At 71.5% G+C, this 23,827-nt stretch carries 25 protein-coding genes; 12 read left to right on the top strand and 13 right to left on the bottom strand.

Annotation, left to right across the window (positions count from 1 at the left end; genetic code table 11):
- Positions 1 to 45: 45 nt before the first annotated feature.
- The 3 genes from gyrB to recF all read right to left on the bottom strand — a co-directional run bounded on the left by gyrB (position 46) and on the right by recF (position 4,165).
- The gene (gene gyrB / locus RB608_RS22690; protein ID WP_392391037.1) at positions 46 to 2,169 is read right to left on the bottom strand and encodes a DNA topoisomerase (ATP-hydrolyzing) subunit B; all 2,124 of its coding nucleotides are present in this window, start codon (positions 2,167 to 2,169) and stop codon (positions 46 to 48) included.
- 291 nt (positions 2,170 to 2,460) lie between these two features.
- Positions 2,461 to 3,051 carry a DciA family protein gene (locus RB608_RS22685; RefSeq protein ID WP_308090339.1) on the bottom strand — a complete coding sequence of 197 codons (591 nt, stop codon included), beginning with the start codon at positions 3,049 to 3,051 and terminating at the stop codon, positions 2,461 to 2,463.
- Positions 3,044 to 4,165 (bottom strand): DNA replication/repair protein RecF, encoded by a 1,122-nt coding sequence (recF, locus tag RB608_RS22680; RefSeq protein ID WP_308090338.1) that lies wholly within the window; start codon positions 4,163 to 4,165, stop codon positions 3,044 to 3,046. Before recF ends, RB608_RS22685 begins: the two co-directional genes overlap by 8 nt.
- Before the next feature lie 98 nt (positions 4,166 to 4,263).
- Here recF and RB608_RS22675 point away from each other — a divergent pair, with 98 nt between their 5' ends.
- Both RB608_RS22675 and RB608_RS22670 read left to right on the top strand, forming a co-directional pair.
- A complete protein-coding gene (locus RB608_RS22675; protein WP_308090337.1) occupies positions 4,264 to 4,701 on the top strand; it encodes an NINE protein in 438 nt (145 codons plus the stop codon).
- Positions 4,702 to 4,703: 2 nt separating this feature from the next.
- Positions 4,704 to 5,114: a DUF2752 domain-containing protein gene (locus tag RB608_RS22670; protein WP_308090336.1), complete on the top strand. Its 411-nt coding sequence runs from the start codon at positions 4,704 to 4,706 to the stop codon at positions 5,112 to 5,114.
- 76 nt (positions 5,115 to 5,190) lie between these two features.
- On the opposite strand, the gene gnd is transcribed toward RB608_RS22670, so the two are convergent.
- The 3 genes from gnd to dnaA form a co-directional block, all read right to left on the bottom strand.
- Complete coding sequence (gene gnd / locus RB608_RS22665; protein ID WP_308090335.1) at positions 5,191 to 6,099, bottom strand: phosphogluconate dehydrogenase (NAD(+)-dependent, decarboxylating); 909 nt, start codon at positions 6,097 to 6,099, stop codon at positions 5,191 to 5,193.
- Between the two features lie 65 nt (positions 6,100 to 6,164).
- Positions 6,165 to 7,313, bottom strand: a complete 1,149-nt coding sequence (gene dnaN / locus RB608_RS22660; RefSeq protein ID WP_308090334.1) for a DNA polymerase III subunit beta — start codon at positions 7,311 to 7,313, stop codon at positions 6,165 to 6,167.
- Between the two features lie 518 nt (positions 7,314 to 7,831).
- Positions 7,832 to 9,334 carry a chromosomal replication initiator protein DnaA gene (gene dnaA, locus RB608_RS22655; RefSeq protein ID WP_308090355.1) on the bottom strand — a complete coding sequence of 501 codons (1,503 nt, stop codon included), beginning with the start codon at positions 9,332 to 9,334 and terminating at the stop codon, positions 7,832 to 7,834.
- Positions 9,335 to 10,010: 676 nt separating this feature from the next.
- Between dnaA and rpmH the strand changes: the two genes are divergently transcribed.
- The 9 genes from rpmH (at position 10,011) to RB608_RS22610 (ending at position 16,588) form a co-directional block, all read left to right on the top strand.
- Positions 10,011 to 10,148, top strand: a complete 138-nt coding sequence (gene rpmH, locus RB608_RS22650) for a 50S ribosomal protein L34 (protein WP_075018668.1) — start codon at positions 10,011 to 10,013, stop codon at positions 10,146 to 10,148.
- A gap of 43 nt (positions 10,149 to 10,191) precedes the next feature.
- On the top strand, positions 10,192 to 10,572 hold the full coding sequence (gene rnpA, locus RB608_RS22645; RefSeq protein ID WP_308090333.1) for a ribonuclease P protein component: 381 nt from the start codon (positions 10,192 to 10,194) through the stop codon (positions 10,570 to 10,572).
- Positions 10,569 to 10,892 (top strand): membrane protein insertion efficiency factor YidD, encoded by a 324-nt coding sequence (gene yidD, locus RB608_RS22640; protein WP_308090332.1) that lies wholly within the window; start codon positions 10,569 to 10,571, stop codon positions 10,890 to 10,892. Before rnpA ends, yidD begins: the two co-directional genes overlap by 4 nt.
- Before the next feature lie 36 nt (positions 10,893 to 10,928).
- Entirely contained in the window at positions 10,929 to 11,948 is a 1,020-nt protein-coding gene (gene yidC, locus RB608_RS22635; protein WP_392391042.1) for a membrane protein insertase YidC, read from the top strand.
- Between the two features lie 23 nt (positions 11,949 to 11,971).
- Complete coding sequence (locus RB608_RS22630; RefSeq protein WP_392391041.1) at positions 11,972 to 12,640, top strand: protein jag; 669 nt, start codon at positions 11,972 to 11,974, stop codon at positions 12,638 to 12,640.
- Positions 12,641 to 12,740: 100 nt separating this feature from the next.
- The gene (gene rsmG, locus RB608_RS22625) at positions 12,741 to 13,478 is read left to right on the top strand and encodes a 16S rRNA (guanine(527)-N(7))-methyltransferase RsmG (RefSeq protein ID WP_392391040.1); all 738 of its coding nucleotides are present in this window, start codon (positions 12,741 to 12,743) and stop codon (positions 13,476 to 13,478) included.
- A gap of 182 nt (positions 13,479 to 13,660) precedes the next feature.
- On the top strand, positions 13,661 to 14,608 hold the full coding sequence (locus RB608_RS22620; RefSeq protein ID WP_308090329.1) for a ParA family protein: 948 nt from the start codon (positions 13,661 to 13,663) through the stop codon (positions 14,606 to 14,608).
- The gene (locus RB608_RS22615; protein ID WP_308090328.1) at positions 14,605 to 15,645 is read left to right on the top strand and encodes a ParB/RepB/Spo0J family partition protein; all 1,041 of its coding nucleotides are present in this window, start codon (positions 14,605 to 14,607) and stop codon (positions 15,643 to 15,645) included. The genes RB608_RS22620 and RB608_RS22615 overlap by 4 nt, the downstream gene beginning before the upstream one ends.
- A 403-nt stretch (positions 15,646 to 16,048) precedes the next feature.
- Positions 16,049 to 16,588, top strand: coding sequence for a hypothetical protein (locus RB608_RS22610; protein ID WP_308090327.1), 540 nt, complete (start codon positions 16,049 to 16,051; stop codon positions 16,586 to 16,588).
- Here RB608_RS22610 and RB608_RS22605 read toward each other — a convergent pair.
- From RB608_RS22605 to RB608_RS22590, 4 genes are all read right to left on the bottom strand, one after another.
- The gene (locus RB608_RS22605; protein ID WP_308090326.1) at positions 16,542 to 17,777 is read right to left on the bottom strand and encodes a HAMP domain-containing sensor histidine kinase; all 1,236 of its coding nucleotides are present in this window, start codon (positions 17,775 to 17,777) and stop codon (positions 16,542 to 16,544) included. The genes RB608_RS22610 and RB608_RS22605 overlap by 47 nt on opposite strands.
- Before the next feature lie 2 nt (positions 17,778 to 17,779).
- Entirely contained in the window at positions 17,780 to 18,448 is a 669-nt protein-coding gene (locus RB608_RS22600) for a response regulator transcription factor (RefSeq protein WP_308090325.1), read from the bottom strand.
- A 6-nt stretch (positions 18,449 to 18,454) separates the two neighbouring features.
- Positions 18,455 to 19,258: a lysophospholipid acyltransferase family protein gene (locus RB608_RS22595; protein WP_308090324.1), complete on the bottom strand. Its 804-nt coding sequence runs from the start codon at positions 19,256 to 19,258 to the stop codon at positions 18,455 to 18,457.
- A 135-nt stretch (positions 19,259 to 19,393) separates the two neighbouring features.
- The gene (locus RB608_RS22590) at positions 19,394 to 20,608 is read right to left on the bottom strand and encodes a pyridoxal phosphate-dependent aminotransferase (protein ID WP_308090323.1); all 1,215 of its coding nucleotides are present in this window, start codon (positions 20,606 to 20,608) and stop codon (positions 19,394 to 19,396) included.
- A 65-nt stretch (positions 20,609 to 20,673) separates the two neighbouring features.
- Between RB608_RS22590 and RB608_RS22585 the strand changes: the two genes are divergently transcribed.
- Positions 20,674 to 21,345 carry a GNAT family N-acetyltransferase gene (locus RB608_RS22585; RefSeq protein ID WP_308090322.1) on the top strand — a complete coding sequence of 224 codons (672 nt, stop codon included), beginning with the start codon at positions 20,674 to 20,676 and terminating at the stop codon, positions 21,343 to 21,345.
- Between the two features lie 108 nt (positions 21,346 to 21,453).
- On the opposite strand, the gene trxA is transcribed toward RB608_RS22585, so the two are convergent.
- The 3 genes from trxA to RB608_RS22570 form a co-directional block, all read right to left on the bottom strand.
- On the bottom strand, positions 21,454 to 21,780 hold the full coding sequence (trxA, locus tag RB608_RS22580; protein WP_282402072.1) for a thioredoxin: 327 nt from the start codon (positions 21,778 to 21,780) through the stop codon (positions 21,454 to 21,456).
- A 48-nt stretch (positions 21,781 to 21,828) separates the two neighbouring features.
- A complete protein-coding gene (trxB, locus tag RB608_RS22575) occupies positions 21,829 to 22,839 on the bottom strand; it encodes a thioredoxin-disulfide reductase (RefSeq protein ID WP_308090321.1) in 1,011 nt (336 codons plus the stop codon).
- A 132-nt stretch (positions 22,840 to 22,971) separates the two neighbouring features.
- Entirely contained in the window at positions 22,972 to 23,796 is an 825-nt protein-coding gene (locus tag RB608_RS22570; RefSeq protein WP_308090320.1) for a hypothetical protein, read from the bottom strand.
- Positions 23,797 to 23,827 lie beyond the last annotated feature (31 nt).

Here is a 23,827-nt window from a genome sequence, read left to right as displayed (position 1 = left end):
TCTCTCTGGTGTCGTCTATCGATATCTAGGAAAACCGCTAGAGTTCTAGATATCGAGGAATCGGACGTCCTTGGCGTTGCGCTGGATGAAGGAGCGACGCTGCTCGACGTCCTCCCCCATCAGGATCGAGAAGATCTCGTCGGCCTGGGCCGCGTCGTCCAGGGTGACCTGCAGCATCAGTCGCTGGCTCGGGTCCATCGTCGTCTCCCACAGCTCCTTGGCGTTCATCTCGCCGAGACCCTTGTAGCGCTGGACCGGGTTCTCCTTGGGCAGCTTCTTGCCCTGGTCGAGGCCGTCGCGCATCAGCGCGTCACGCTCGGCGTCGGAGTAGACGAACTCGTGCTCGTGCGGCTTGTTCCAGCGCAGCCGGTAGAGCGGAGGCTGGGCCATGTAGACGTAGCCGTGCTCGATGAGCGGCTTCATGAACCGGAACAGCAGCGTCAGCAACAGGGTGTTGATGTGGTGGCCGTCCACGTCGGCGTCGGCCATCAGCACCACCTTGTGGTAGCGCAGCTTGGCCTCGTCGAACTCCTCGTGGATGCCCGTGCCGAGCGCGGAGATGATCGACTGCACCTCCTGGTTGCCCAGGACCTTGTCGATGCGGGCCTTCTCGACGTTGAGGATCTTGCCGCGGATCGGGAGGATCGCCTGGATCCGCGGGTCCCGCCCCTGACGCGCCGAGCCGCCCGCGGAGTCGCCCTCGACGATGAAGACCTCGCACTCCTCCGGGTTGGTCGACTGGCAGTCCGAGAGCTTGCCCGGCAGGCTCCCGCCGCCCAGCAGTCCCTTGCGACCGCGGGCCAGGTCGCGGGCCTTGCGGGCCGCGATCCGCGCGGTCGCCGCGGCCTGGGCCTTGCGGATGATCTCCTTGCCCTCGCCGGGGTTCTGCTCCAGCCAGGCGCCGAGGCGGTCGTTGACGACCGACTGCACGAAGCCCTTGGCCTCGGTGTTGCCGAGCTTGGCCTTGGTCTGGCCCTCGAACTGCGGGTTGGAGATCTTCAGGCTGATGATCGCGGTGAGACCCTCGCGGATGTCGTCACCGGTCAGCCGGTCCTCCTTCTTCTTGATCAGGCCCCACTCCTCGCCCCACCGGTTAACCAGCGTGGTCAGCGCCGAGCGGAAGCCCTCCTCGTGGGTGCCGCCCTCGGGGGTGTTGATCGTGTTGGCGAAGGTGTGCACCGACTCGTTGTAGGACGAGGCCTGCCACTGCATGGCGATCTCGAGGCTCATCGGGTTCGGTACGTCGTCGCCGGTGTCGGCCTCGGCCGCGATGATCGAGCTGATCGTCGTCTTGCGGCGGTTGAGGAAGTCGACGTAGTCGGCCAGGCCGCGCTCGTACTGGAAGACCTGCTCCAGCGCCTTGTGTCCGTCGACGTCGGCCGCGTGGATCTCGGTCGCGGCAGCGGCCACTCCTTCGACCTCGCCCGTCCCGTCCTCGACGGCGTCGGCCAGCTCCTCCGCCTTGGGGCGGGCGTCGAGCAGCTCGATCCGCAGGCCCTTGTTGAGGAAGGCCATCTCACGGAAGCGCGTGGAGATGGTCTCCAGGGTGTAGTCGGTGGTCTCGAAGATGTCCGGCGAGGCCCACCAGGTGACCGTCGTCCCGGTCCCCTCCGCCTCGTCGAGGGGGCGGACCTGGCGCAACGGGTAGTCGGGCACGCCGAGGGAGAACTCCTGCTCCCACAGGTAGCCGCGGTTCTTGACCTGCAGGTGGAGGCGGTCGGACAACGCGTTGACGACCGAGGAGCCCACGCCGTGCAGGCCGCCGGAGACCTTGTAGCCGCCGCCGCCGAACTTGCCGCCGGCATGCAGCACGGTCAGGGCGAGGGTCGCCGCGGGCAGCTCCTGGCCGGGGGCGGTGTCGGTCGGGATGCCGCGACCGTTGTCGACGACGCTGACCGAGCCGTCGGCGTTGAGACACACCTTGATGGTGTCGCAGAAGCCGGCGAGCGCCTCGTCCACCGCGTTGTCGACGATCTCCCAGATCAGGTGGTGGAGACCCCGCTCGCCCGTCGAGCCGATGTACATGCCGGGCCGCTTGCGGACCGCTTCGAGACCTTCGAGGACCTGGATCGCGGAGGCGTCGTACTCCGGAAACACGTCGGGTGTCGCCCCGGAAAGCTCGGACACGACCTCGGGGGACTGGTCGTCAGTGGACACGCGGTACCTCATTCACTTGGTCGTTCGCGGACGCCCTGGCCCGACAGCTGTCGAAGGCATGGCGAAGGCCGAGTCGTGCGTCCCGAGACGCGCTCCCGGCCGATAACCCATTCTAGCCACCTGAGGGCCTCAGGACACGTCTGATGGCGCCGTCCTGGGGACAACACCGGATGAAATAGGTCCCTAGGCGGCTCAGAAACGGCGATCGGAGCGCCGCGGAGGGGGTCGGATGAGTCCCCGTACGTCGCGAGGGGCTCCGTCGCCCCGGCCGGCAGCGTGTCGCCCGGCCCGGCCCGACCGCGCTCAGCCGTAGGTGTCGCGGGGACCGCGACTGCCCGGCGCCTTGCGCCGGCCGTGCTTCCAGCTCGGCGCGTGCGGCCCGAGCACCTCCACGATCATCACCGTCCCGTCGCCGAGCTCCTCGTTGAGGCGCTTCACCACGGACGCAGCGAGCAGCTTGAGCTGGGTCGCCCAGGCGCTGGAGTCGGTGCGGACGACGAGGGTGCCGTCGGTGAGCGACTCCGGGGTGCTGTGGGCGCCGATCTCGGGGCCGACGATCTCGGTCCAGCGGGCGAAGACGCCGCGCACCTTCAGGTCAAGCGCCCAGCCGCGGTCGCTGATCAGCCGGCCCAGCTCGGAGGTGAGCGCCTGGGGGTCGCGGCCGTCGGGGTAGGCACCGCTGAGCTGGGGCTCACCCCGGCCCCCGCCACGGCGCCGGAAGGCCTTGCGCTTGGCGGCGTCGGAGCCCACCCGCGGGATCCGGCGCGCGGGCGTCGTACTGGAGCCGGCGGTGCCGAGCGTCAGGGACCGGGCCAGGTCGAGTCCGTCGGGGCGGTGCTCCTCGGGCTCCTCGGGCCCCTCGACCGGCTCGGTCTCCTCGGGCAGGTCAGCCACGGGTCACCTCCCCCGCGGCGACGTGGAAGGTGACCCCGGACAGCTCCGCCGGCACGTCCTCGGCGACCGCGGCGGTCACCAGGACCTGCTCGGCACCCGCGACCAGCGCCGCCAGCTGCGCCCTCCGCTCGGAGTCGAGCTCGGCGAACACGTCGTCGAGGATCAGGATCGGGTCGTCGCCGTCGGCCCGCAGCAGGTCGTACGACGCCAGCCGCAGCGCGAGCGCGAAGGACCACGACTCGCCGTGGCTGGCGTAGCCGCGCACCGGCAGCCGGTCGTCGTCGCCGGGACCGAGGCTGAGCACGAGGTCGTCGCGGTGCGGGCCGACCAGGGTGACCCCGCGGCCGATCTCGTCGGACTGGCGACGGGCGAGCTCGGCCCGGAAGGACTCCGCGGTCGGCTCGGGCACGGTCGGCTGGTACTCGATCCGGGCGTCGTCCCGCGACGCGCCGCGGGCGACGGCCTCATAGGCCTTGCCGACGTACGGCGCCAGGTCGGCGGTCAGCGCCAGGCGGGCGGCGTAGAGCTCGGTGCCGGTGGTGACCAGGTGGTCGTCCCAGACCGCGAGCGTCGCGAGCGCGGCCTCCCGGCTCGACCCGCGGGCGGCGTACAGCGTCTTGAGGAGGGTGTTGCGCTGCTTGAGCACCCGCTCCTGGTCGGCGATCACCCCCGCATAGCGGGGCGTGCGCAGCACCAGCAGGTCGTCGAGGAAGCGGCGCCGGCCGCCCGGGTCGCCCTTCACGAGGGCGAGGTCCTCGGGGCTGAACACGACCGTGCGGACGATGCCGGCGAGCTCGCGCACCCGCGGGAGCTGCGAGCGGTTGATCCGCGCCCGGTTGGCCCGGCCCGGGTTGAGCTCGACCTCGAGGACGGCGGTGCGGCCCTCCCGGACCACGGCGGCGCGGACGATCGCCTGCTCGGCGCCGGCCCTGATCAGCGGGGCGTCGGTGGCGACCCGGTGCGAGGACAGCCGGGACAGGTAGTCGACCGCCTCGACCAGGTTGGTCTTGCCCTGACCGTTGCGGCCGACGAAGGCGGTGACCCCGGGCTCGAGCTCGACGTCCACGTCGGCGTAGGAGCGGAAGTCGTGGAGGCTCAGTCGCGCGACATGCACTCCGCCCACCTCCTTCGACGCGTCCTCGTGACGATTGTCCCCCGAGAACGGTCTCGGGAGTGGTTTGCGGGCCGCGGGAAAACCCTAGGCTGAGCCGCATGACACAACCACCCACCCCTCCCTACGGGGCACCCGAGCCCTACCAGCCGCCGCCGGGCTACGGCGCCCCGGCCGGCGGCTCGTTCTACATCAGCCACCTCGGCCAGGAGCAGGGACCGCTCGACATGTCCACGCTGGCGCAGATGGCGCTCAGCGGGCAGATCCGGTCCGACACCCCGGTGCGCACCGCCGAGAGCCCCCAGTACTTCGCGGCGAAGGACCTGCCCGGTCTCTTCTCCGACAAGGACTGGACCACCACCCTGATCCTGTCGATCCTGCTGGGCCAGCTCGGCGTCGACCGCTTCTACCTCGGCCAGGTGGGCCTCGGCCTGCTCAAGCTCTTCACCTGCGGCGGTCTCTACATCTGGTGGATCATCGACATCGTCTCGGTCGCCACCCGCAAGATGCGCGACGCCCAGGGCCGTCCCCTGCGCTGACGATGCCCGACCTCCACGCACCCGCCGCCCGGCGGCCGCGGACCACCGAGGTGGTCGCGGCCGTCGGCGTCGCCGCCCTGGGGGTGAGCCTGTTCCTCTCCCCCGAGCACATCGAGGACGGGCCGATCATCTGCCCGTTCCGCCGGCTGACCGGGCTGCCCTGCCCCGGCTGTGGCCTGACCCGCTCGTGGGTCTATCTCACCCACGGCTGGTGGCGCGAGTCCTTCCTCGCCCACCCCTTCGGCCCGCTGTTCGCGACGGTCATGGTGGCGCTGGCCGTCGTCGCCGTCCGGGCGCGGGTACGCCGGAGCGCGACGCCGTCGCTCGATCGGCTGGTCCGGCACCCGGTCGCGGTCGTCGTCCTCGCCGCGTGGCTGGGCTTCGCGCTGGTCCGGGCTGTGCTCGCGGCCTGACCCGGTTGCCCACGCACCGACCAGAATTGTCGTCGTCGGGCGCGATCCGCGACGAATCCGGTAGGTGGGCCGTGGTTCAGGCGTCCGGGTTGGCCTCGCCGCCGGGCGGCGGATCGGTGTGCACGGCGTGCCCGCCGAACTGGTTGCGCATCGCGGCGATCGCCTTCATCGCGGGGCTGTCGTCCTGCCGGGACGTGAAGCGCGCGAACAGCGACGAGGCGATCACGTGCATCGGCACCGCGTTGTCGATCGCGGCCTGGACGGTCCACCGCCCCTCGCCGGAGTCGTCGGCGTAGCCGCGCAACTGGTCGAGGTGCTCGTCGTCCTCGATCGCCTCGGTGAGGAGGTCGAGCAGCCAGGAGCGGATGACCGTGCCGTGGCGCCACGACTCGAAGATCGCCGGCACGTTCTCGACGATGTCGACCTTCTCGAGCAGCTCCCAGCCCTCGGCGTACGACTGCATCATCGCGTACTCGATGCCGTTGTGGACCATCTTGGCGAAGTGCCCGGCGCCCGGCGTCGGGCCCGCGTGGACCGCGCCGCCCTCCTCGGGCTTGAGCGCGTCGAAGGCGGGCTGGACCTTGGCGATGTCGTCGGGCGCGCCGCCGTACATCAGGGCGTAGCCGTTCTTCAGGCCCCACACCCCGCCGGAGACGCCGCAGTCGACGAAGCCGATGCCCTTCTCGGCGAGCGAGGCGGCGTTGACGGCGTCGTCGGTGTACTTGGAGTTGCCGCCGTCGACGACCAGGTCGCCCTCGCCGAGCAGGTCCTTGAGCTCGGCGATCGTCGAGCGGGTCGGGTCACCCGCGGGGACCATCACCCACACGACCTTCGGCGAGGGCAGGGCCTCGACCATCGCGGCCAGGGTCGCGACGTCGGCGAGGTCCGGGTTGCGGTCGTAGCCGACCACCGTGTGGCCGGCGTCGCGCAACCGGGTGCGCATGTTGCCGCCCATCTTGCCGAGTCCGACGAGTCCGATGTGCATCACGCATCTCCCTCTTCGATCGCTGGCGGGATTGGGCCGGCCGGTCCGTCTCGGGCCGATCAGCCTCAGCTGAGCAGGCGGCGCGGCATCAGCAGGTAGCGGAAGGAGCCGGTCTCGGCGTCCTCCGCACCCTCGTCGGCCGTGCCGCTGATCACGACCGGCTTGGACGGCTGGGTGAAGGCGAGCTCCACGACCGCCTCGTCGATCGCGCCGAGGCCGTCGAGCAGGAAGTTCGGGTTGAAGCCGGTGACCAGCTCGTCGCCCTCGATCTGCGCGGCGACCGACTCCGAGGCCTGGGCGTCGTCGCCCGAGCCGGCGTCGAGGATCAGGGCACCGTCGCGGAAGCTCAGCTGGACCGCGGTGTTGCGGTCGGCGACCAGCGACACCCGCTTGACCGACTCGATCAGCTCCTGCCGGTCGATCTTGGCGACGGTCAGCTTCTCCGACGGGAACAGGCTGCGGACCTTGGGGAACTCGCCGTCGAGCAACCGCGTGGTGGTCCGGCGTACGCCGCCGGGGCCGGTGCCCTCGAAGCCGATGATGCCGTCGCCCGAGCCCGAGGCGGACAGCGCGATGGTGACCTCGGGTCCAGCAGTCAGCGACTTCGCGGTGTCGCCGAGGACCTTGGCCGGGACCAGCGCGGCGACAGTGGCGTCGGGCGTGCCGGGGTTCCAGGTGAGCTCGCGCTGCGAGAGGCGGAACCGGTCGGTCGCGAGCAGCGCGATCGTCGAGCCCTCGATCTCGAGGCGGACACCGGTGAGCACCGGGAGCATGTCGTCGCGGCCGGCCGCGGTGACCGCCTGCGCCACCGCGTGGGCGAAGGCCTCGCTCGGCACGGTGCCGGTCGCGGCCGGCATCTCGGGCATCGTCGGGTAGTCCTCGACCGGCAGCGTCTGCAGGGAGAAGCGCGACGAGCCGCAGGTCAGCGAGACCCGCGCGCCGTCGAGGGCCAGGTCGACCGGCTTGTTGGGCAGGCTGCGGCAGATGTCGGCGAGGAGCCGGCCGCTGACCAGGGCGCGGCCCTCGTCGCTCACCTCGGCCGCGAGGGTCGCACGCGCGGAGGTCTCGTAGTCGAACGTCGAGAGCACCAGGCCGTCGTCGCCCGCCTCGATGAGGAGTCCGGCGAGCACGGGCGCGCTGGGCCGGACGGGCAGGCTGCGCGCAGCCCAGGCGACGGCGTCGGCGAGGACGTCGCGGTCGACACGGAACTTCACGTCGTCGTACCTCTCACGTGGTGGGTGGGAGTTGCATCCTGCCACGTCGTCCCTGAGGGCGGCAGTGCGGCCGGTAGGCGAGGGAATGATCCACAGATCGGGGGTCCGGAGGAGTTCCTGCGATCGAGGTCCGCATGTCCTCAGGGAGTGGTCATAGCGCCGGTGGAAACTGTGGAGAACGTGTGTTTCCGCAGGTGAACCGCATGATGGCCGGTGGATGACGGTTGTGGACGAACTCGGCGTTCACAGGCGCCGCTGTGGATGACCGGGGCCGTGTGGAAAGCGGCGTACGTGCCTCCACGGAATCCTCCCCGTGTAGTTCGCACAATTCCACCGGACTTCTCCACAGGCTTCGGCTCGGTGCGTGGCAGCGTGGCGCATGCCGGTGGAGTCGGATCGAGGTCGGGCGTGGGCCGTATGCGCGGCAGCGTGGCGCACGGCGGCGGAGCCGCATCGACGGCGAGCGTGGGCCCGAAGGGTCCGCGCGCTGCCGCCGATATGCGACCCGCTCGCGCCGATCAACTCTGCCGGGCCTGCATCTTGACCCGGTTGGTCAGCTCGCTCACCTGGTTGAAGACGGCGCGACGCTCACCGAGGAGCTGGTTGATCTTCCGCTCGGCGTACATGACCGTCGTGTGGTCGCGGTTGCCGAACTGGGCGCCGATCTTGGGCAGGGACAGGCCGGTGAGCTCGCGGCACAGGTACATCGCGATCTGCCGGGCCATGACCAGGTGCCGGCCGCGGCTGGGGCCGGTGAGCTCGTCGATCGAGAGCCCGAAGTACGCCGCGGTCTGGGCGATGATCAGCGACGCGGTGATCTCCGGCTCGCCGCCCTCGGGGATGAGGTCCTTGAGCACGATCTCGGCGAGCGTCATGTCGACGTCCTGCCGGTTGAGGTTGGCGAACGCGGTGACCCGGATCAGGGCGCCCTCGAGCTCGCGGATGTTGGTCTGGATCTTGGAGGCGATGAACTCGAGCACGTCGGAGGGCGCGGTGAGCCGGTCCATCGCGGCCTTCTTGCGCAGGATCGCGATCCGGGTCTCGAGGTCGGGCGGCTGCACGTCGGTGATCAGGCCCCACTCGAACCGGTTGCGCAGCCGGTCCTCGAGCGCCTCGAGCCGCTTCGGCGGGCGGTCGGAGGTGAGCACGATCTGCTTGTTGGCGTTGTGCAGCGTGTTGAAGGTGTGGAAGAACTCTTCCTGGGTCTGGGTCTTGCCCTCCAGGAACTGGATGTCGTCGATGAGGAGCACGTCGATGTCGCGGTACTTGCGCTTGAACCGGTCCTGCCGGTCGTCGCGGATCGCGTTGATGAACTCGTTGGTGAACTCCTCGCTGGAGACGTAGCGCACCTTGGAGCCGGCATAGATCGTGCGCACGTAGTGGCCGATCGCGTGCAGCAGGTGGGTCTTGCCGAGGCCGGACTCGCCGTAGACGAGGAGCGGGTTGTAGCTGCGCCCCGGGGCCTCGCTCACGGCGACGGCGGCCGCGTGGGGGAACCGGTTGGACGAGCCGATGACGAAGGTCTCGAAGGTGTACTTGGGGTTGAGCCGGGACTCGCCGCTGCGCGTGGCCGACGGTCCGGCCCCCGTGCCGCTGAGGTCCTGGCCGCCCAGCGGCGGCATCGACGAATCGACAAGGGGATTTGTCGACATGGCGACTTGTCGATCCGGGAGTGCGTCGACGGGGGCGTCATCCTCCCGGGGGCGCTCGAAGACGGGTGGCGTGTCGAACGTGCCGTACGTGCCGACCGGCTCATAGGTGGGGCCGGCGTCGTAGGAGGTGGACGTCGGCTCCTGCCCGAGCTCGTGGCGCAGTGAGCCGTCGACCGTGACCGCGAGCTGGACGTCGTGGCCGAACCGGTCGCTCAGGGCGTCCTCGAGCTCGCCGCGCAGCCGGCCCTCGAGGCGCTTGCGGGTGAAGTCGTCGGGCACCGCGACGATCGCGGTGGTGCCGTGCAGGGTGACCGGGCGGCTGGCCTGGAGCCAGGCCCGTTGGTGGGTCTGCAGATCGCCGACGACCAGCGTCCACTCCTGGACGAGGCGCGCGGTGGCCGGATCGAGGGGCGGGGCGTCCGGGGCGGGACTGCCGGTGCTGCCGGTGCTGCGGGGGGTGCTCGTCTCGTCCTGGGGCAGATCCGGGTTGCCGGTCACGCCACTCCCTCTCGCTGGTCGGGTCTGGCGGAGTCGCGACCGAACCGTTCCCGGTGCTGGCTCCACAGGTTTGTCCACAGGTTGTGAACTCTTGCATCATCACGGTGACGATGCCGAACCGAGGCCTGTCCGACCGCCCGTGGAAGCACTGTTTGCGCAGGTCAGAGGAGCGTTCCCGAGAAGGAACGGGCCACTGCGCGACGTACGTCGACCACGAGGTCGGCACCGGCGGGGAATCCCGGATCCGTCGAACCTAACCGCCCAGGTGCCCGGGGATCAACCCGCTATCCACAGGTTTTGACCTGCCGCGCAGGGAACGTCCGATCAGGGCCGGGGGCCACGTCGGTTTGACCCCCGATCCGGCGTCCGCGTACCGTTGATTGGTCAACCGGTGTCGACCGGTGCCGCATGTCCACGACGCCCCCGGGCCCGCCCGGTCTTCGTGGCTGCGCGGTGCCGGCCGACGTGCTGTGCGGGGTCCCGATCGGACTCCGTTGCCGGCTGCCGGAGACCCTTCCCGACATCTGCATCATCTGAGAGGCCGATCGTGAGCAAGCGGACGTACCAGCCCAACAACCGACGTCGCCACAAGGTGCACGGTTTCCGACTGCGCATGCGTACCCGCGCCGGTCGCGCCATCCTGGCGAACCGTCGCCGGAAGGGCCGCTCGAGCCTGTCCGTCTGAGGACGGACCAGCGTGTCCGCCCAGCGGTTCCCGTGGGGCTGACGTGCTGGCTGCCGACCAGCGGCTGACCGAGCCGGACCTGTTCCGGGCCGCCAGCCGTCGGGGTCGTCGTGCTGGTTCGCGCACCCTCGTCGCCCACCTGCTGCTCCCTGAGGAGCGGCAGGTTGTCGGCATGTCCGGGGCAGCCGCGCCGGTGCGGGTCGGCTTCGTCGTCAGCAAGGCCGTCGGCAAGGCCGTCGTCCGCAATCGGGTGAAGCGCCGGCTGCGGCACGCCGTGCGGCCGGCGCTCGCGGGCCTCCCGGCCGGATCCGTGCTCGTGGTGCGGGCCCAGACGGCCGCGGCTGCCGCGTCGTACCCGGAACTGCAGGCCGACCTGGCCCGTTGTCTGGATCGCGTGGGCACGCAGGGTCAGGAGGCACGATGAACCCGGTGACGTGGGTGCTCGTCGGTCTGGTGCGCGGCTATCAGCTGCTGGTCAGCCCGCTGCTGGGACCGACCTGCCGCTACTACCCGTCGTGCTCGGCGTACGCCGTCCAGGCGCTCCAGGTGCACGGAGCGCTGCGCGGCAGCTGGCTGGCGGTACGCCGGCTGCTCCGCTGTCACCCCTGGGCGCCGGGCGGGGTCGACCACGTGCCGCCGCGCCGGGTGCACCCGCACGACGAGGACCCCGGCACCCGCGCCGAGCGCGACTCCGAACTTCGCCCGGCGACCGCCGCGCGCTATCCCTTCCAGCAAGGAGCCTGATCAGTGGGCATCATCGGCGACATCGGCAACTTCATCATGGTGCCGCTGTACTACATCATCTCCGCGGTGCTCATCGGCTGGCACGAGCTGCTCTCGGCGATCGGGCTGGATCCGGCCGGCGGCCTGTCGTGGGCGCTGTCGATCATCGGCCTGACCCTGGTCATCCGCGCGGCGCTGATCCCGCTGTTCGTCAAGCAGATCAAGTCCAGCCGCAACATGCAGCTGCTGCAGCCCAAGGTGAAGGAGCTGCAGAAGAAGTACGGCCACGACCGGCAGAAGCTGGCCGAGGAGACGATGAAGCTCTACAAGGAGGCCGGGACCAACCCGTTCGCCTCCTGTCTGCCGATCCTGCTCCAGATGCCGATCTTCTTCGCGCTCTTCCGGCTGCTCGACCAGGCCGCGCGCAGCGGCAAGGCGCACGGCTTCCTCGACGTCGAGCGGGCCAAGCAGTTCGGTCAGGCCGACATCTTCGGGAAGATCCCGATCGCCGACTCCTTCTGGGGCTCGCGCACCTGGGGCGAGGACCCCAACGGCACCGTCATGGTGGTCGCGCTGATCCTGGTGCTCGCGATGACGGCGACGACCTTCTTCACCCAGCGCCAGCTGATGGCCAAGAACATGCCGGCCGAGGCGATGAGCGGCCCGTACGCGCAGCAGCAGAAGATGCTGCTCTACATCCTCCCGGTGGCCTTCGGTCTCGGTGGTGTGGCGTTCCCGATCGGCGTCCTCCTCTACTGGACGACCTCGAACCTGTGGACGATGAGCCAGCAGTTCTACGTGATCCGCAACAACCCCGCCCCCGGCACCCCGGCGTTCAAGGCGAAGGAGGAGCGGGACAGGGCCAAGGCGGCCCGGCACGGCCACGGCGCGACCGACACCATCGTCGAGGACGCGGAGGCCGAGGAGGAGCGCCGCCCGTCGACCCGGCAGCAGCCGCGCCGACAGAGCCGCTCCCAGCGCAAGGGCGGCCCCCAGAGCAAGCCCGGCGGGCAGGCGAACCAGACGCCGCCCGCGGGCCAGGACGAGACCACGAACGACGAGGGAGACACCAAGTGAGCGCCGAGATCGAGACCGATGTCGTGAGCGAGGCCGGACCCGAGGCCGGGACCGACGAGGTCGCCGGTGAGACCAGCGAGGACCGGACCGACGAGGACCGGACCGACGAGGACCGGACCGACGAGGACCGGACCGACGAGGACCGGACCGACGAGGACCGGACCGACGAGGACCGGACGGACGAGACGGAGCCGGCGGACGCCGAGCAGGACGCGGCGTCCGGGGGCGGCGACCGGGTGAGCCGCCTGGAGCAGGAGGGCGACATCGCCGCCGACTATCTCGAGGAGCTCCTCGACATCGCGGACCTCGACGGCGATCTCGACATCGACGTGGAGGCGGACCGGGCCGCGGTCTCGATCGTGGGCGCCGACCTGAGCCAGCTCGTCGGTCGCGACGGCAAGGTGCTGGAGGCGCTGCAGGAACTCACCCGGCTCGCGGTCTACCGGGAGACCGGCGAGCGCTCGCGCCTGATGCTCGACGTGTCCGGCTACCGCGCGGACAAGCGCACCAGGCTGACCCAGCTGGGCGCTGAGACCGCGGCGGAGGTCGCGAAGACGGGCGAGCCCGTTTCCCTCGACCCGATGTCCCCGTTCGAGCGCAAGATCGTGCACGACGCCGTCGCAGCGGCCGGTCTCCGCTCGGAGTCGGCGGGCGTCGAGCCCCGTCGCTACGTCGTGGTCCTGCCGGCCTGACGGACACGACCATCCTCGACGGTCGACGTTTCACGTGAAACACGACGACACCGCACCCCCGGTGTCCCCCGGTCCCGAGGACCGGGCGGACCCGGGGGTGCTGCGTGCTGCCCTCCCCGCTCCCCCGGCAGTCCTGGCGGAGGTCTTCTCCGCCGACCGCCTCCCGCTCGTGCAGGAGTACGCCGAGCTGCTCGCGACCGACGGCGTCGTGCGCGGTCTGATCGGCCCCCGCGAGACGCCCCGGCTCTGGGAGCGTCATCTGATCAACTGCGGCCTGCTGGCCGCTGCCCTGCCCGCCGACGCGACGGTCGCCGACGTCGGCTCCGGAGCGGGGCTGCCCGGCCTGGTCCTCGCGATCGCCCGCCCCGACCTGCAGGTGACGCTGATCGAGCCGCTGCTGCGCCGTACGACGTTCCTCGAGGAGGCGGTCGCGCAGCTCGGTCTCGACAACGTCACGGTGGTCCGCGGCCGCGCCGACGCCCTCCACGGCGTCGCGACGTACGACGTCGTCACCGCGCGCGCGGTCGCACCCCTCGACAAGCTGGCGACCTGGTGCCTGCCACTGGTGGCGCCGCACGGCGCGCTACTGGCCATGAAGGGCAGCAGCGCCGCCGACGAGGTCGCCGCGGCGGCGGAGACCTGCCGCCGGCTGGGCTGCGCGCCGGCCGTGGTGGAGGAGCTGGGTGCCGAGCTCGCGGCCGAGGGTGCCGTCGAGCCGATTCGCATCGTCCGTCTGTCGTGGGCCGACCCGGCCCGCGTATCGTTGCCGCTTCGTGGCCGGCGTGGTTCTCGGGATCCACGCGGAGGCTCGTCGCGAAGGAAGAGGAGGAAGTCGTGAGCGACTCATGGGGTCCCGGTTCCGGGTTTTCCACCGGTCCGGAGGCAGGTGCTGAGCGTGAGTCTCCACAGAACCTCCCTGGTTATCCACAGGGCACCCCGGCGCCGGGCTCGCCGGGCGACGACTCGGTTTCACGTGAAACCGGCGCCCGCGCCGACGACGTTTCACGTGAAACGGCCGTGGTGACGGGTGGACCGGTCACGGCTGCGCAGCTCGCCGAGCGTGCCGCCGGCTTCGACGACGACCTCACTCCCCTGGCCCGGGCTGCGCAGGCGACGGTGATGGTGCGGGCGGGCATCCCCCAGGAGGAGCTGGACCGACCCGCCGAGACCCGGGTGTTCGTGGTCGCCAACCAGAAGGGCGGCGTCGGCAAGACGACGTCCACGGTGAACCTGGCGGCCGCGCTGACGCAGCTCGGCCAGCGGGTGCTGGTCATCGACCTCGACCCCCAGGGCAACGCGTCGACGGCCCTCAACATCGAGCACCGCCAGGGCACCCCGTCGTCGTACGAGCTGCTCGTCGACGGTACGGCGATCGCGGATCTGGCACAGGCCTGCCCCGACGCCGCCGGCCTCTGGGTGGTGCCGGCGACGATCGACCTGGCCGGTGCCGAGATCGAGCTGGTCAGCGTGGTGGCCCGGGAGCAGCGGCTGAAGAAGGCGCTCGACGCCCACCCGCGGATCGGCACCGCCGCGGCGGTCGGCCCGGACCGCTTCGACTACGTCTTCATCGACTGCCCGCCCTCGCTCGGCCTGCTTACCCTCAACGCGCTCGTGGCGGGCGCGGAGATGCTCATCCCGATCCAGGCCGAGTACTACGCGCTGGAGGGTCTGGGACAGCTGCTCGCGACGGTCGACATGGTCCGCGCGCACCTCAACCCCGAGCTCGCGGTGTCGACGATCGTGCTCACCATGTTCGACGCCCGCACCCGGCTCGCGGCCGGTGTGGCCCACGAGGTGCGCGAGCACTTCGGCGACCAGGTGCTCAAGACCGCGATCCCCCGCTCGGTGCGGGTGTCGGAGGCGCCGTCGTACGGCCAGACCGTGATGACCTACGACCCGGGCTCCCCGGGCGCCCTGAGCTACCTCGAAGCCGCGCGCGAGATCGTCACCCGAGGGAGCATGACGTGAACAGCAATGCACCTCGCCGGGGTCTCGGTCGCGGCCTCGGCTCGCTGATCCCGACCGGACCGCCGGCCACTGTCCCCGAGCCGGCTGCGGGCGAGGATGTCAACCGCGGCGCCCAGGATGCGGACTTTGCCGCTGGAGCGACTTCCGGCGCACCGGCGGACCCGGGGTCCACGGGGCCGGCGAACGGCGCTCAGATCGCGGATTCGGGTCTGCGGCCCGTCGAGGGTGCCTACTTCGCCGAACTCCCCGTCGAGCAGATCGCGCCGAACGCGGTCAACCCGCGGACCGTCTTCGACGAGGAGGCGATGGCCGAGCTGGTCCATTCGGTCAAGGAGATCGGCCTCCTGCAGCCGGTCGTGGTCCGCAGGACGGGTCCCGACAGCTACGAGCTGGTCATGGGCGAGCGCCGGTGGCGGGCCACCCAGCTGGCCGGGCTCACCGCGATCCCCGCGATCGTCCGCGAGACCGACGACACCGACATGCTCCGCGACGCGCTGCTGGAGAACCTCCACCGCAGCAACCTCAACCCGCTCGAGGAGGCGTCCGCGTACCAGCAGCTGCTGGAGGACTTCTCCTGCACGCACGACGAGCTGGCGCAACGGATCGGGCGCTCGCGTCCGCAGATCAGCAACACGCTCCGGCTGCTCAAGCTGTCCCCCGCCGTCCAGCGGCGGGTGGGCGCCGGTGTGCTGTCCGCCGGTCACGCCCGTGCCCTGCTCGGCGTGGCGGACGCGGAGCAGCAGGATCGCCTGGCCCAGCGGGTCGTGGCCGAGGGCATCTCGGTGCGCGGCCTGGAGGAGATCGTCGCGGTCGGCGACGGCGTCGGCGTCCCCGCGTCGCGTCCCCGCCGGGCGCGGCCGAAGGCGCCGGGCCTGAGCGAGCTCTCCGAGCGTCTGGGCGACCGCCTGGAGACCCGGGTCAAGATCGACCTCGGTAAGGCGAAGGGGCGGATCAGCATCGAGTTCGCCAACACCGGCGACCTGCAGCGCATCGTCGACCTGATCGACCCGCGCAACCGCGACGACCGCCCGATCTGACGAGCGCCGACCGGCGCGGCCAGGGCGCGACCCCACCGGGTCGCGCCCTGTTTCACGTGGAACGCCGGGCGGGCGGGGGAGCCGCTGCAACACGCCGTCCACTGGACTGGTCGCCGGTTCTCAGCACAAATCCCCCGAATTCGCCGGGTCCGCTGCGGAGAACGGCCGGGTAGTCCGGCGGACGGCGTGCTACTTGCCCCGGCAGGCGACCCGGCCCGCAAGCGACATGTCGACAAAACGACAAGGTGACAAAGCGATATATCGGTACGTCGCCCGGGAGGTCGGTGGTGACTGTGAGGGTCCTGTGACCTCCGTGCCGGCCTGGTGTGAGGCGGACCCGCGATCCTGGTCGGGCCGGCGACGTCCGCCGGTCGAACCAGCAGAACGAGCAGAACGGACGACGATGAACCACACCCGCACCCGCCGTACCGCCGCCCTCGCCGGCAGCGTGCTTCTCGCCCTCGGCGCCTTCGCCGCCTGCGGCGTGGAGGACGACGAGCCGGTCACGGCGAAGCCCGGTGCCGGCTCCGGCACCGAGTCCGGAGCACAGACCGATCCTGCCGTCGCCGCTCGCGCCGCGGTCACCTACATCCTCGACTGCGTCGGCGAGCCGGTGGCCAGTCCGGCCACCTTCACCGTGGCCTGTGCGGACGGCAACCAGAGCCTGACCGACCTGGCGTGGGCCGACTGGGGCGCCGACGAGGCGACCGCGACGGGCACCATGGTCGCCAACGACTGCGAGCCCAGCTGCGCCGAGGGCAGCGACGTGTCGGTGCCCGTGAAGGTGCTGGTCTCCGACATCGTGCTCGGCGAGGCGACGGTGAACTACGGCGCGCTCACCATCCGGGTGCAGGGCGACGTGCCCGAGGGGATGGAGGCGACCCAGACCTACCCGCTCAAGACGGTCGACCCGGTCGACCCGGAGATGGGTCCGGGGTCCTGAACTCCACGCTGACCTCCGCGCCCCCGCCGTCCGGGTTCGCCATGGTCACGCTCGCCCCCATCGCCCGTGCCTGACCGTGCACGATGGTGAGCCCGAGCCCACTGCCCTGTCCGGTGCTGTGGAACCGGATCGCGCCCGCCGCGAGTACGTCGGCCGGGAACCCCGGCCCGCCGTCGCGTACGACGACCCGCGGGCCGTCCACGACCAGGCCGGTGACGCCGCCGCCGTGTCGCTCGGCGTTGGCGACCAGGTTGCCGACGATCCGCTCGACCCGGCGGGCGTCGACCAGCACCTCGGCGTCGTGGCGCACCTCTGCCCCGGGGACGAGCGGCCCGAGCGGCTGGGCGGTGAGGGCGACCTCCTCGGCGCCGCTGTCGAGGCGGGCCACCTCCAGCAGGTCCTCGACCAGATGCCGCAGTCGGGTCACCAGTCCCCGCAGCAGCTCCGTCGCCTCGCCGGGCGGCAGCAGCTCGCTCGCGCTGACCAGGCCGGCGACGGGCGTCCGCAGCTCGTGGGCGACGTCGGCCGAGAAGGCCTGCTCCACCCGCAGCCGGCGGTCCAACGCGTCGGCCATCTCGTCGACGGCCCGGGAGAGCGCGGCCACCTCGTCGCGCCCGCCGACGGTGCAGCGGGCCGCTCCCCCGCCGCTGATCACGGCCGCGGCGGCCGCCGCCCGGCGCAGCCGCCGGCTCAGCCCGGCCCCGACCACCAGGCCCAGCAGGGCGGTGAGCGGCAGGACCGCGACCGCGGCGACGAGCATCCGCTCCCGCAGGGACGACCGCGCCTCGCGGACGGGAGCATCGTCGAGGGCCACGCTGGCGATCCGGTCGGCGGTGATGCGGCGGGCGGCCCACATCCGCCGGTCGGCGTAGTACGTCGTCGCCGGCTCGTCGGCGAAGCCGGGCTGTGCGGCCGGCAGCGCCGCCCGCAGCTCGGCGGGCACCCGCTCGGGGTCGAGCGAGAGGCCGTAGCGCAGCGTCGAGGTCACCTCCAGGACCGCGATCCCGGCGTCGAGCTCGGTCAGGGCCTGGACCCGCAGGCGTTCCCGGGCGTCGGCGGCCGACTGGTGGTCGACGACGATGCCCACACCGAGCAGCGTGGCCAGCGAGGCGCCGACGACGGCCACGGTGATCCGGGTGCGCAGCGAGTGGCGCCAGCCGGACGTCGCCGCGGGTCGCGGGGCCGGCACGGTCAGGCCCGCGCCATCTTGTAGCCCGCGCCCCGCACGGTCTGCACCCGGTCGGCGCCGATCTTGGCGCGCAGCCGCTGCACGGTCACGTCGACCACGTGCGGGTCCCCCCAGCTCGCACTGCCCCAGACGATCTCGAGCAGCCGCACGCGGCTGAGCACGACGCCGGCGTTGTCGAGGAACGCCACGAGCAGCCGGAACTCGGTCGCCGACAGATCGACCGGCACCCCAGAGCGCTCCACGGTCATCCCGTCGACGTCGACGCGCAGCCCGTCGTGGTCGAGGACCCGGGTGGCCGTCCCTCCCCCGCGGCGGCGCAGCAGGGCGCGGATCCGGGCCTCGAGCACGTCGCCGTCGAACGGCTTGACCACGTAGTCGTCGGCGCCCGCGTCGAAGCCGACCACCTGGTCGCGCGGCAGGTCGCGCGCGGTGAGCAGCAACACCGGCAGCTCACCGTCGGCGCGGATCCGCTCGGTCAGCCGGATGCCGTCGAGCTCGGGCAGCACCACGTCGACGACGGCGAGATCGACCGGCTGGGTGAGGTACGCCGTCCAGCCGGCCTCGCCGTCCGCCGCGGTCACCACCCGGAACCCGCGCGCCTCGAGGACCAGGCGCGTCGTCGTCCGCAGGTCGTCGTCGTCCTCGACCAGCAGCACCAGCGGCGCGTCCACCACGGACTACTCGCCCTGGCCCGCCTTCTTGGCAGCCGCCTTCTTCTCCGCCGCCTTGGCGGCTCGCTTGGCGGCCCGGGCGCGCAGTTCCTCCCGGTCGAGGCGGTCGGCCTCGTCGGGCGTGGGCGCGGAGCCGCCTAGGCGGGCGGGGGTCCACCAGCTGCCGGGGGCCTTCTCGGCCTCGGGGTACTCGGCGAGGACCTCGTCGAGCAGCCGCTTCATCGCGACCCGCAGCGCCTCGGTCTCCGCCGCGGTGTCCTCGCCGGTGGGGTGCAGCGGCTCGCCGACCTTGACGATGATCGTCTTGGGCGAGCGGGAGAAGTCGCGCGGGTGGTCCTTGGTCATCAGCCGGTGCGCGCCCCAGACGATCACCGGGATGAGGGGGACGCCGGCGTCGGCCGCGATCCGCGCGGCACCGGACTTGAGCTCCTTGATCTCGAAGGAGCGGGAGATGGTGGCCTCGGGGTAGATCCCGACGACCTCGCCGGCCTTGAGATAGGCCAGCGCGTCCTTCATCGACTGCACGCCCGAGGCGCGGTCGACCCGGATGTGGTGGAAGGAGCGCAGGAGGTGACCGACGCCGGGAGCGTCCATCATCTCCTTCTTGATCATGAACCGGACCAGGCGCTTGCGGGGCTCGGCCCCGGCGCCGGCGTAGATGAAGTCGACGTAGCCGGTGTGGTTGATCGCCAGCAGCGCCCCGCCCTTGCGGGGGATGGACTCCGAGCCGCTGACCACGACCCGTTGGCGCATCAGCTTGAAGAGCACCTTCGCGGTGACGATGACGGGCGGATACGTGATGTCGAGCACCGGTGCAGTCTGACAGGCCGACCCAGCACGGTGCGACTGCGTGTCACGCAGACCTACCCTCGAAAATTGCCTCCGGCGAACAAAAGCCACACCGACCCGGTGCGTTTGAACGCGCCGGGTCGATGGTCGGATGACTCAGCGCCGGGTCGCGAGGAAGTCGGCGATCCGGCCGATCGCCTCCTCCAGCACCTCCACGTCGGGGAGCGTGACCAGGCGGAAGTGGTCGGGGGCCGACCAGTTGAAGCCGGTGCCGTGGGTGACCAGGATCTTCTTGGCCCGCAGCAGCTCGATGACGAAGGCCTCGTCGTCCTCGATCGCGTAGACCTCGGGGTCGAGGCGGGGGAAGCAGTAGAGCGCGCCGCGGGGACGGACCGAGGAGACGCCGGGGATCTCGTTGAGGAGCTTGTCGGCCAGCATCGCTTGCTCGTAGAACCGGCCGCCGGGCACGATCAGCTCGTTGATCGACTGGTAGCCCCCGAGCGCGGTCTGGATCGCGTGCTGCGCCGGGACGTTCGCGCACATGCGCATGTTGGACAGCGTCGTCAGGCCCTCGAGGAAGTCCTCGGCGAGCTCCTGGGGACCGGAGATCATCACCCAGCCGGCGCGGTAGCCGCAGACCCGGTAGGCCTTGGACAGGCCGCTGAAGGTGAGGCAGAGGACGTCGTTGCCGGCGGCCTCCGCGGCGTGGTGGTGCACCGCGTCGTCGAACAGGATCTTCTCGTAGATCTCGTCGGCGAAGACCACGAGGTCGTGCCGCCGGGCAATGTCGACCAGCTGGGCGACCATCTCCTTGCTGTAGACCGCGCCCGTGGGGTTGTTGGGGTTGATGATCACCAGGCCGTGGGTGTTCTCGGTGATCTTCGACTCGATGTCCTCGAGGTCCGGCATCCAGCCGTTCTCCTCGTCGCACCGGTAGTGGACCGGCGTACCGCCGGACAGCGACACGGCGCCCGTCCACAGGGGGTAGTCCGGCGACGGGACGAGGATCTCGTTTCCGTCGTCGAGGAACGCCTGGAGGACCATCGAGATCATCTCGGAGACGCCGTTGCCGATGAACACGTCCTCGACGGCGGTGTCCTTCAGGCCGCGTGCCTGGTAGTACTGCGCGACCGCGGTGCGGGCGGAGTAGATGCCGCGGGAGTCGGAGTAGCCCTGGGCGTCGGGCAGGTTGTGCACCATGTCGGCCACGATCGCCTCGGGTGCCTCGAAGCCGAACGGTGCCGGGTTGCCGATGTTGAGCTTGAGGATCTTGTGACCCTCGGCCTCCAGCCGCTGGGCCTCGACGAGGATCGGCCCCCGGACGTCGTAGCGGACGTTGCGGAGCTTCTGACTCTGGCGGATCTTGCGCACGGACGCCATTCTCTCAGGTCCGCGCCACCCCCTTTCCGGCCGCTCACGCGGCGTACCATCGAGGCGTGGCCCGGACCACGGTCCCCCTCACCCTGGACCTGCTCGACGCTCTGTTCCACGACGCGGGCGCGCCGTGCCGGACCTGCCTGTTCTGGGAGCGGGAGCCCGTCCACCGCCAGCGTCTCGAGCCCGGCGAGCTGGCGAGCGAGAAGGAGGCGTGGGTCTCCGAGCTGCTGCGCGAGTGGGGCTCGTGCGGGCGGGTCGCGATGATCGAGGGCCGGCCGGTCGGCTACCTCGTCTACGCCCCCGCGTCGTATGTGCCGGGGGCCGCCGCGTTCCCCACCGCCCCGGTGTCCGCCGACGCCGTGCTGCTGACGACCGCCTGGGTCCGACCGGAGTACGCCGGCGGGGGGATCGGCCGGCTGCTCGTGCAGGGCATGGCCCGGGATCTGGTCGGCCGCGACGGCATCCGGGCGGTGGAGGCCTTCGCACGCACCGGCCGAGCGGGACCGGGCCGGGTCCCGGAGTGCGTGGTGCCCGCGGACTTCCTGGCCCGGACCGGGTTCAAGACCCAGCGCGCGCACCCGCGGACGCCGCGGATGCGGATGGAGATGCGCTCGCTGGTGACCTGGCGCGGTGAGATGGAGGCGGCCTGGGAGCGGATCGTCGGCGCGGTCCGCCGGCCCCGGCACGTGCCGCGACCGGTGCCGCGGGAGGCGGACCCGCCGCGCCCCTGACGTCCTGGACCGCGAGCACGGTGCGGTGCGGAGATGACGAGAGCCCCCGGCCGGGGCCGGGGGCTCTCGCGGGTGAGGTCGACCGCCGAGGCGGATCGTCCCGTCGGCTCAGATGAAGTCGGCGAGCTCGTTGAGGATCGCGGCCTTGGGCCGGGCGCCGACGATGGTCTTGACGACCTCGCCGCCCTGGTAGACGTTGATGGTCGGGATGCCCGTGACGCGGTACGACGCCGGGGTGACTGGGTTCTCGTCGACGTTCATCTTGAGGAACGTGATCTTGTCGCCGTGCGCACCGGCGAGCTCGTCGAGGATCGGGGCGACCTGACGGCAGGGGCCGCACCATTCGGCCCAGAAGTCCACGAGGACCGGCTTGTCGGACTTCAGGACCTGCGCGTCGAACTCGGCATCGGTGACGGCGGAGATGTTGTCGGCCACGGTGGCCACCCCTTCGGTTGGTTGGACGAGACGTCTGTGTGCTTGAACCTACGCGCCGGCGCTGGCATTCCCGGCGAGGGCGTTCCCGGCGGTCGCGGCCGCGTGGTCGAGCCCGGCGAGGTAGCGCTCGGCGTCGAGAGCGGCGGAGCAGCCGGTGCCGGCGGCCGTGATGGCCTGACGGTAGGTGTGGTCGACCAGGTCGCCGGCGGCGAACACGCCCGGGATGTTGGTCGCGGTGGAGCCGGGCCGGACGAGGACGTAGCCGTCGTCGTCGAGGTCGACCTGGCCCACGAGGAGCTCGGAGCGCGGGTCGTGGCCGATGGCGATGAACAGTCCGGTGGCCGGCAGCTCGCTGGTCGCCCCGGTGACGGTGTTCTCGAGGGTCAGCGACTCCAGGGAGTCCGCGCCGTTGATCGACCCGACCACGGAGTTCCAGACGATCTCCAGCTTCGGGTCGGCGAAGGCCCGCTCCTGCATGATCTTCGAGGCGCGCAGCTCGTCGCGGCGCACGATCAGCGAGACCTTGGAGCCGAACCGGGTGAGGAAGGTGGCCTCCTCGACGGCCGAGTCGCCGCCGCCCACGACCGCGATGTGCTGCTCGCGGAAGAAGAACCCGTCGCAGGTGGCGCAGTACGACACGCCGCGTCCGGAGAGCCGCTCCTCGTCGGGGAGGCCGAGCTTGCGGTAGCCGGAGCCGGTGGACAGGATCACGGCGCGGGCGGCGTAGGTGTCGGTGGCCGTCTTGACGATCTTGACGTCCCCGGTCAGGTCGACCTCGACGACGTCGTCGGCGACCAGCTCGGCGCCGAACCGCTCGGCCTGGGCCCGCATCTCGTCCATCAGCTCGGGGCCCTGGATGCCGTTGCGGAAGCCGGGGAAGTTCTCGACCTCGGTGGTGTTCATCAGCGCACCGCCGGCGGTGACCGAGCCCTCGAAGACGAGGGGGTTCAGCTGCGCCCGCGCGGCGTAGATCGCGGCGGTGTAGCCCGAGGGCCCGGACCCGATGACGATGACCTCGCGAATGTCGTTGCGGACCTCGGACGTGGCGGACTCGGACATGGAACTCCCCGGGTGGATCTGGTGGTGGGCGGCTGCGGTGGAGGCGACCGGCGGACACCTGGACAACGAGATCGTAGGCCGCGAGATTCCCGGGGGCGCGCTCCGGTCCGGCGGCGGGCACCGGAGCGGCGGTCAGCCGGTGGCGGTGAGGGTCGTGGAGTGGATGACGTCACCGGTCCCGCAGGCGAGCACCTCGGCCTCCTGGGTCGACCCGACGGGCCTCCGGAACGCGACCACGGCGGGCTTGCCGTCGTAGAGGACGCCGACGAGGTATCCGCGGCCGAAGGACGCCGGCTCGCAGATGAAGCCGGCCGGGATGGTGAGCGTGGCGCCGGCGTAGTCGGCGGCGGCCGGGTCCGGCAGGGTGACGTGTTGGAGCGCGACCAGGTCCTCGCGCAGGTGGTCGGCCCGCACCTCGCGGACCGGCTCGTCGGTGGGGACCCGCTGCGGAGTGACGTACGGCTCGGCGAGCTCGGGCGACGACGCGGCCGTCGGCGCCTCCGCGGGAGGGGCGGCCTTCGAGCCGCTGTCGGCGGCGTCCCCCTGGCCCCCGGCCACGGCGCTCTCCCGGGCGGAGTCGTCTTGGGCGAGCCGGTGGGCGGTGGCCAGGTCGTCGTCGCCGGGCCCGGGGTCGGACACGACGCCGACCCCGACGGCGACGGCCGCGGCCGCGGCGGCGGCGCCGAACAGGAGCCGGACCCGGCGGCGGCGGCGCAGGGCCGCCGGGTCGAGCGGGACGACGACGGCAGGCGCCTCGGGATGACTGTGGTGGACGCCCCCGGGTGGGAGCGAGGCGGCGGTGCGCTCGGCGGCGAGGTCGGCGATCACGACGTCGAGCCGCTCGGCGACCTCGCCGGGTATCGGCACCGGTCCGCCGGCGTCCGCGAGGACGCGGCGGACCGCCTCCTCCTCGGCGGAGGTCGGCGGCGTGGCGGCCGGCTCGGTGGCGTCGTTCATGTGGGAGTTCCTGGCACGGAGGCCCGGTGGG

Origin of the sequence: Nocardioides sp. LHD-245 (assembly GCF_030929495.1) — a bacterium.
In the GTDB taxonomy this organism is placed as follows: domain Bacteria; phylum Actinomycetota; class Actinomycetes; order Propionibacteriales; family Nocardioidaceae; genus Nocardioides.
Note: the sequence above shows the minus strand (reverse complement) of the source record. Positions and strands in the feature narration are given on the sequence as shown.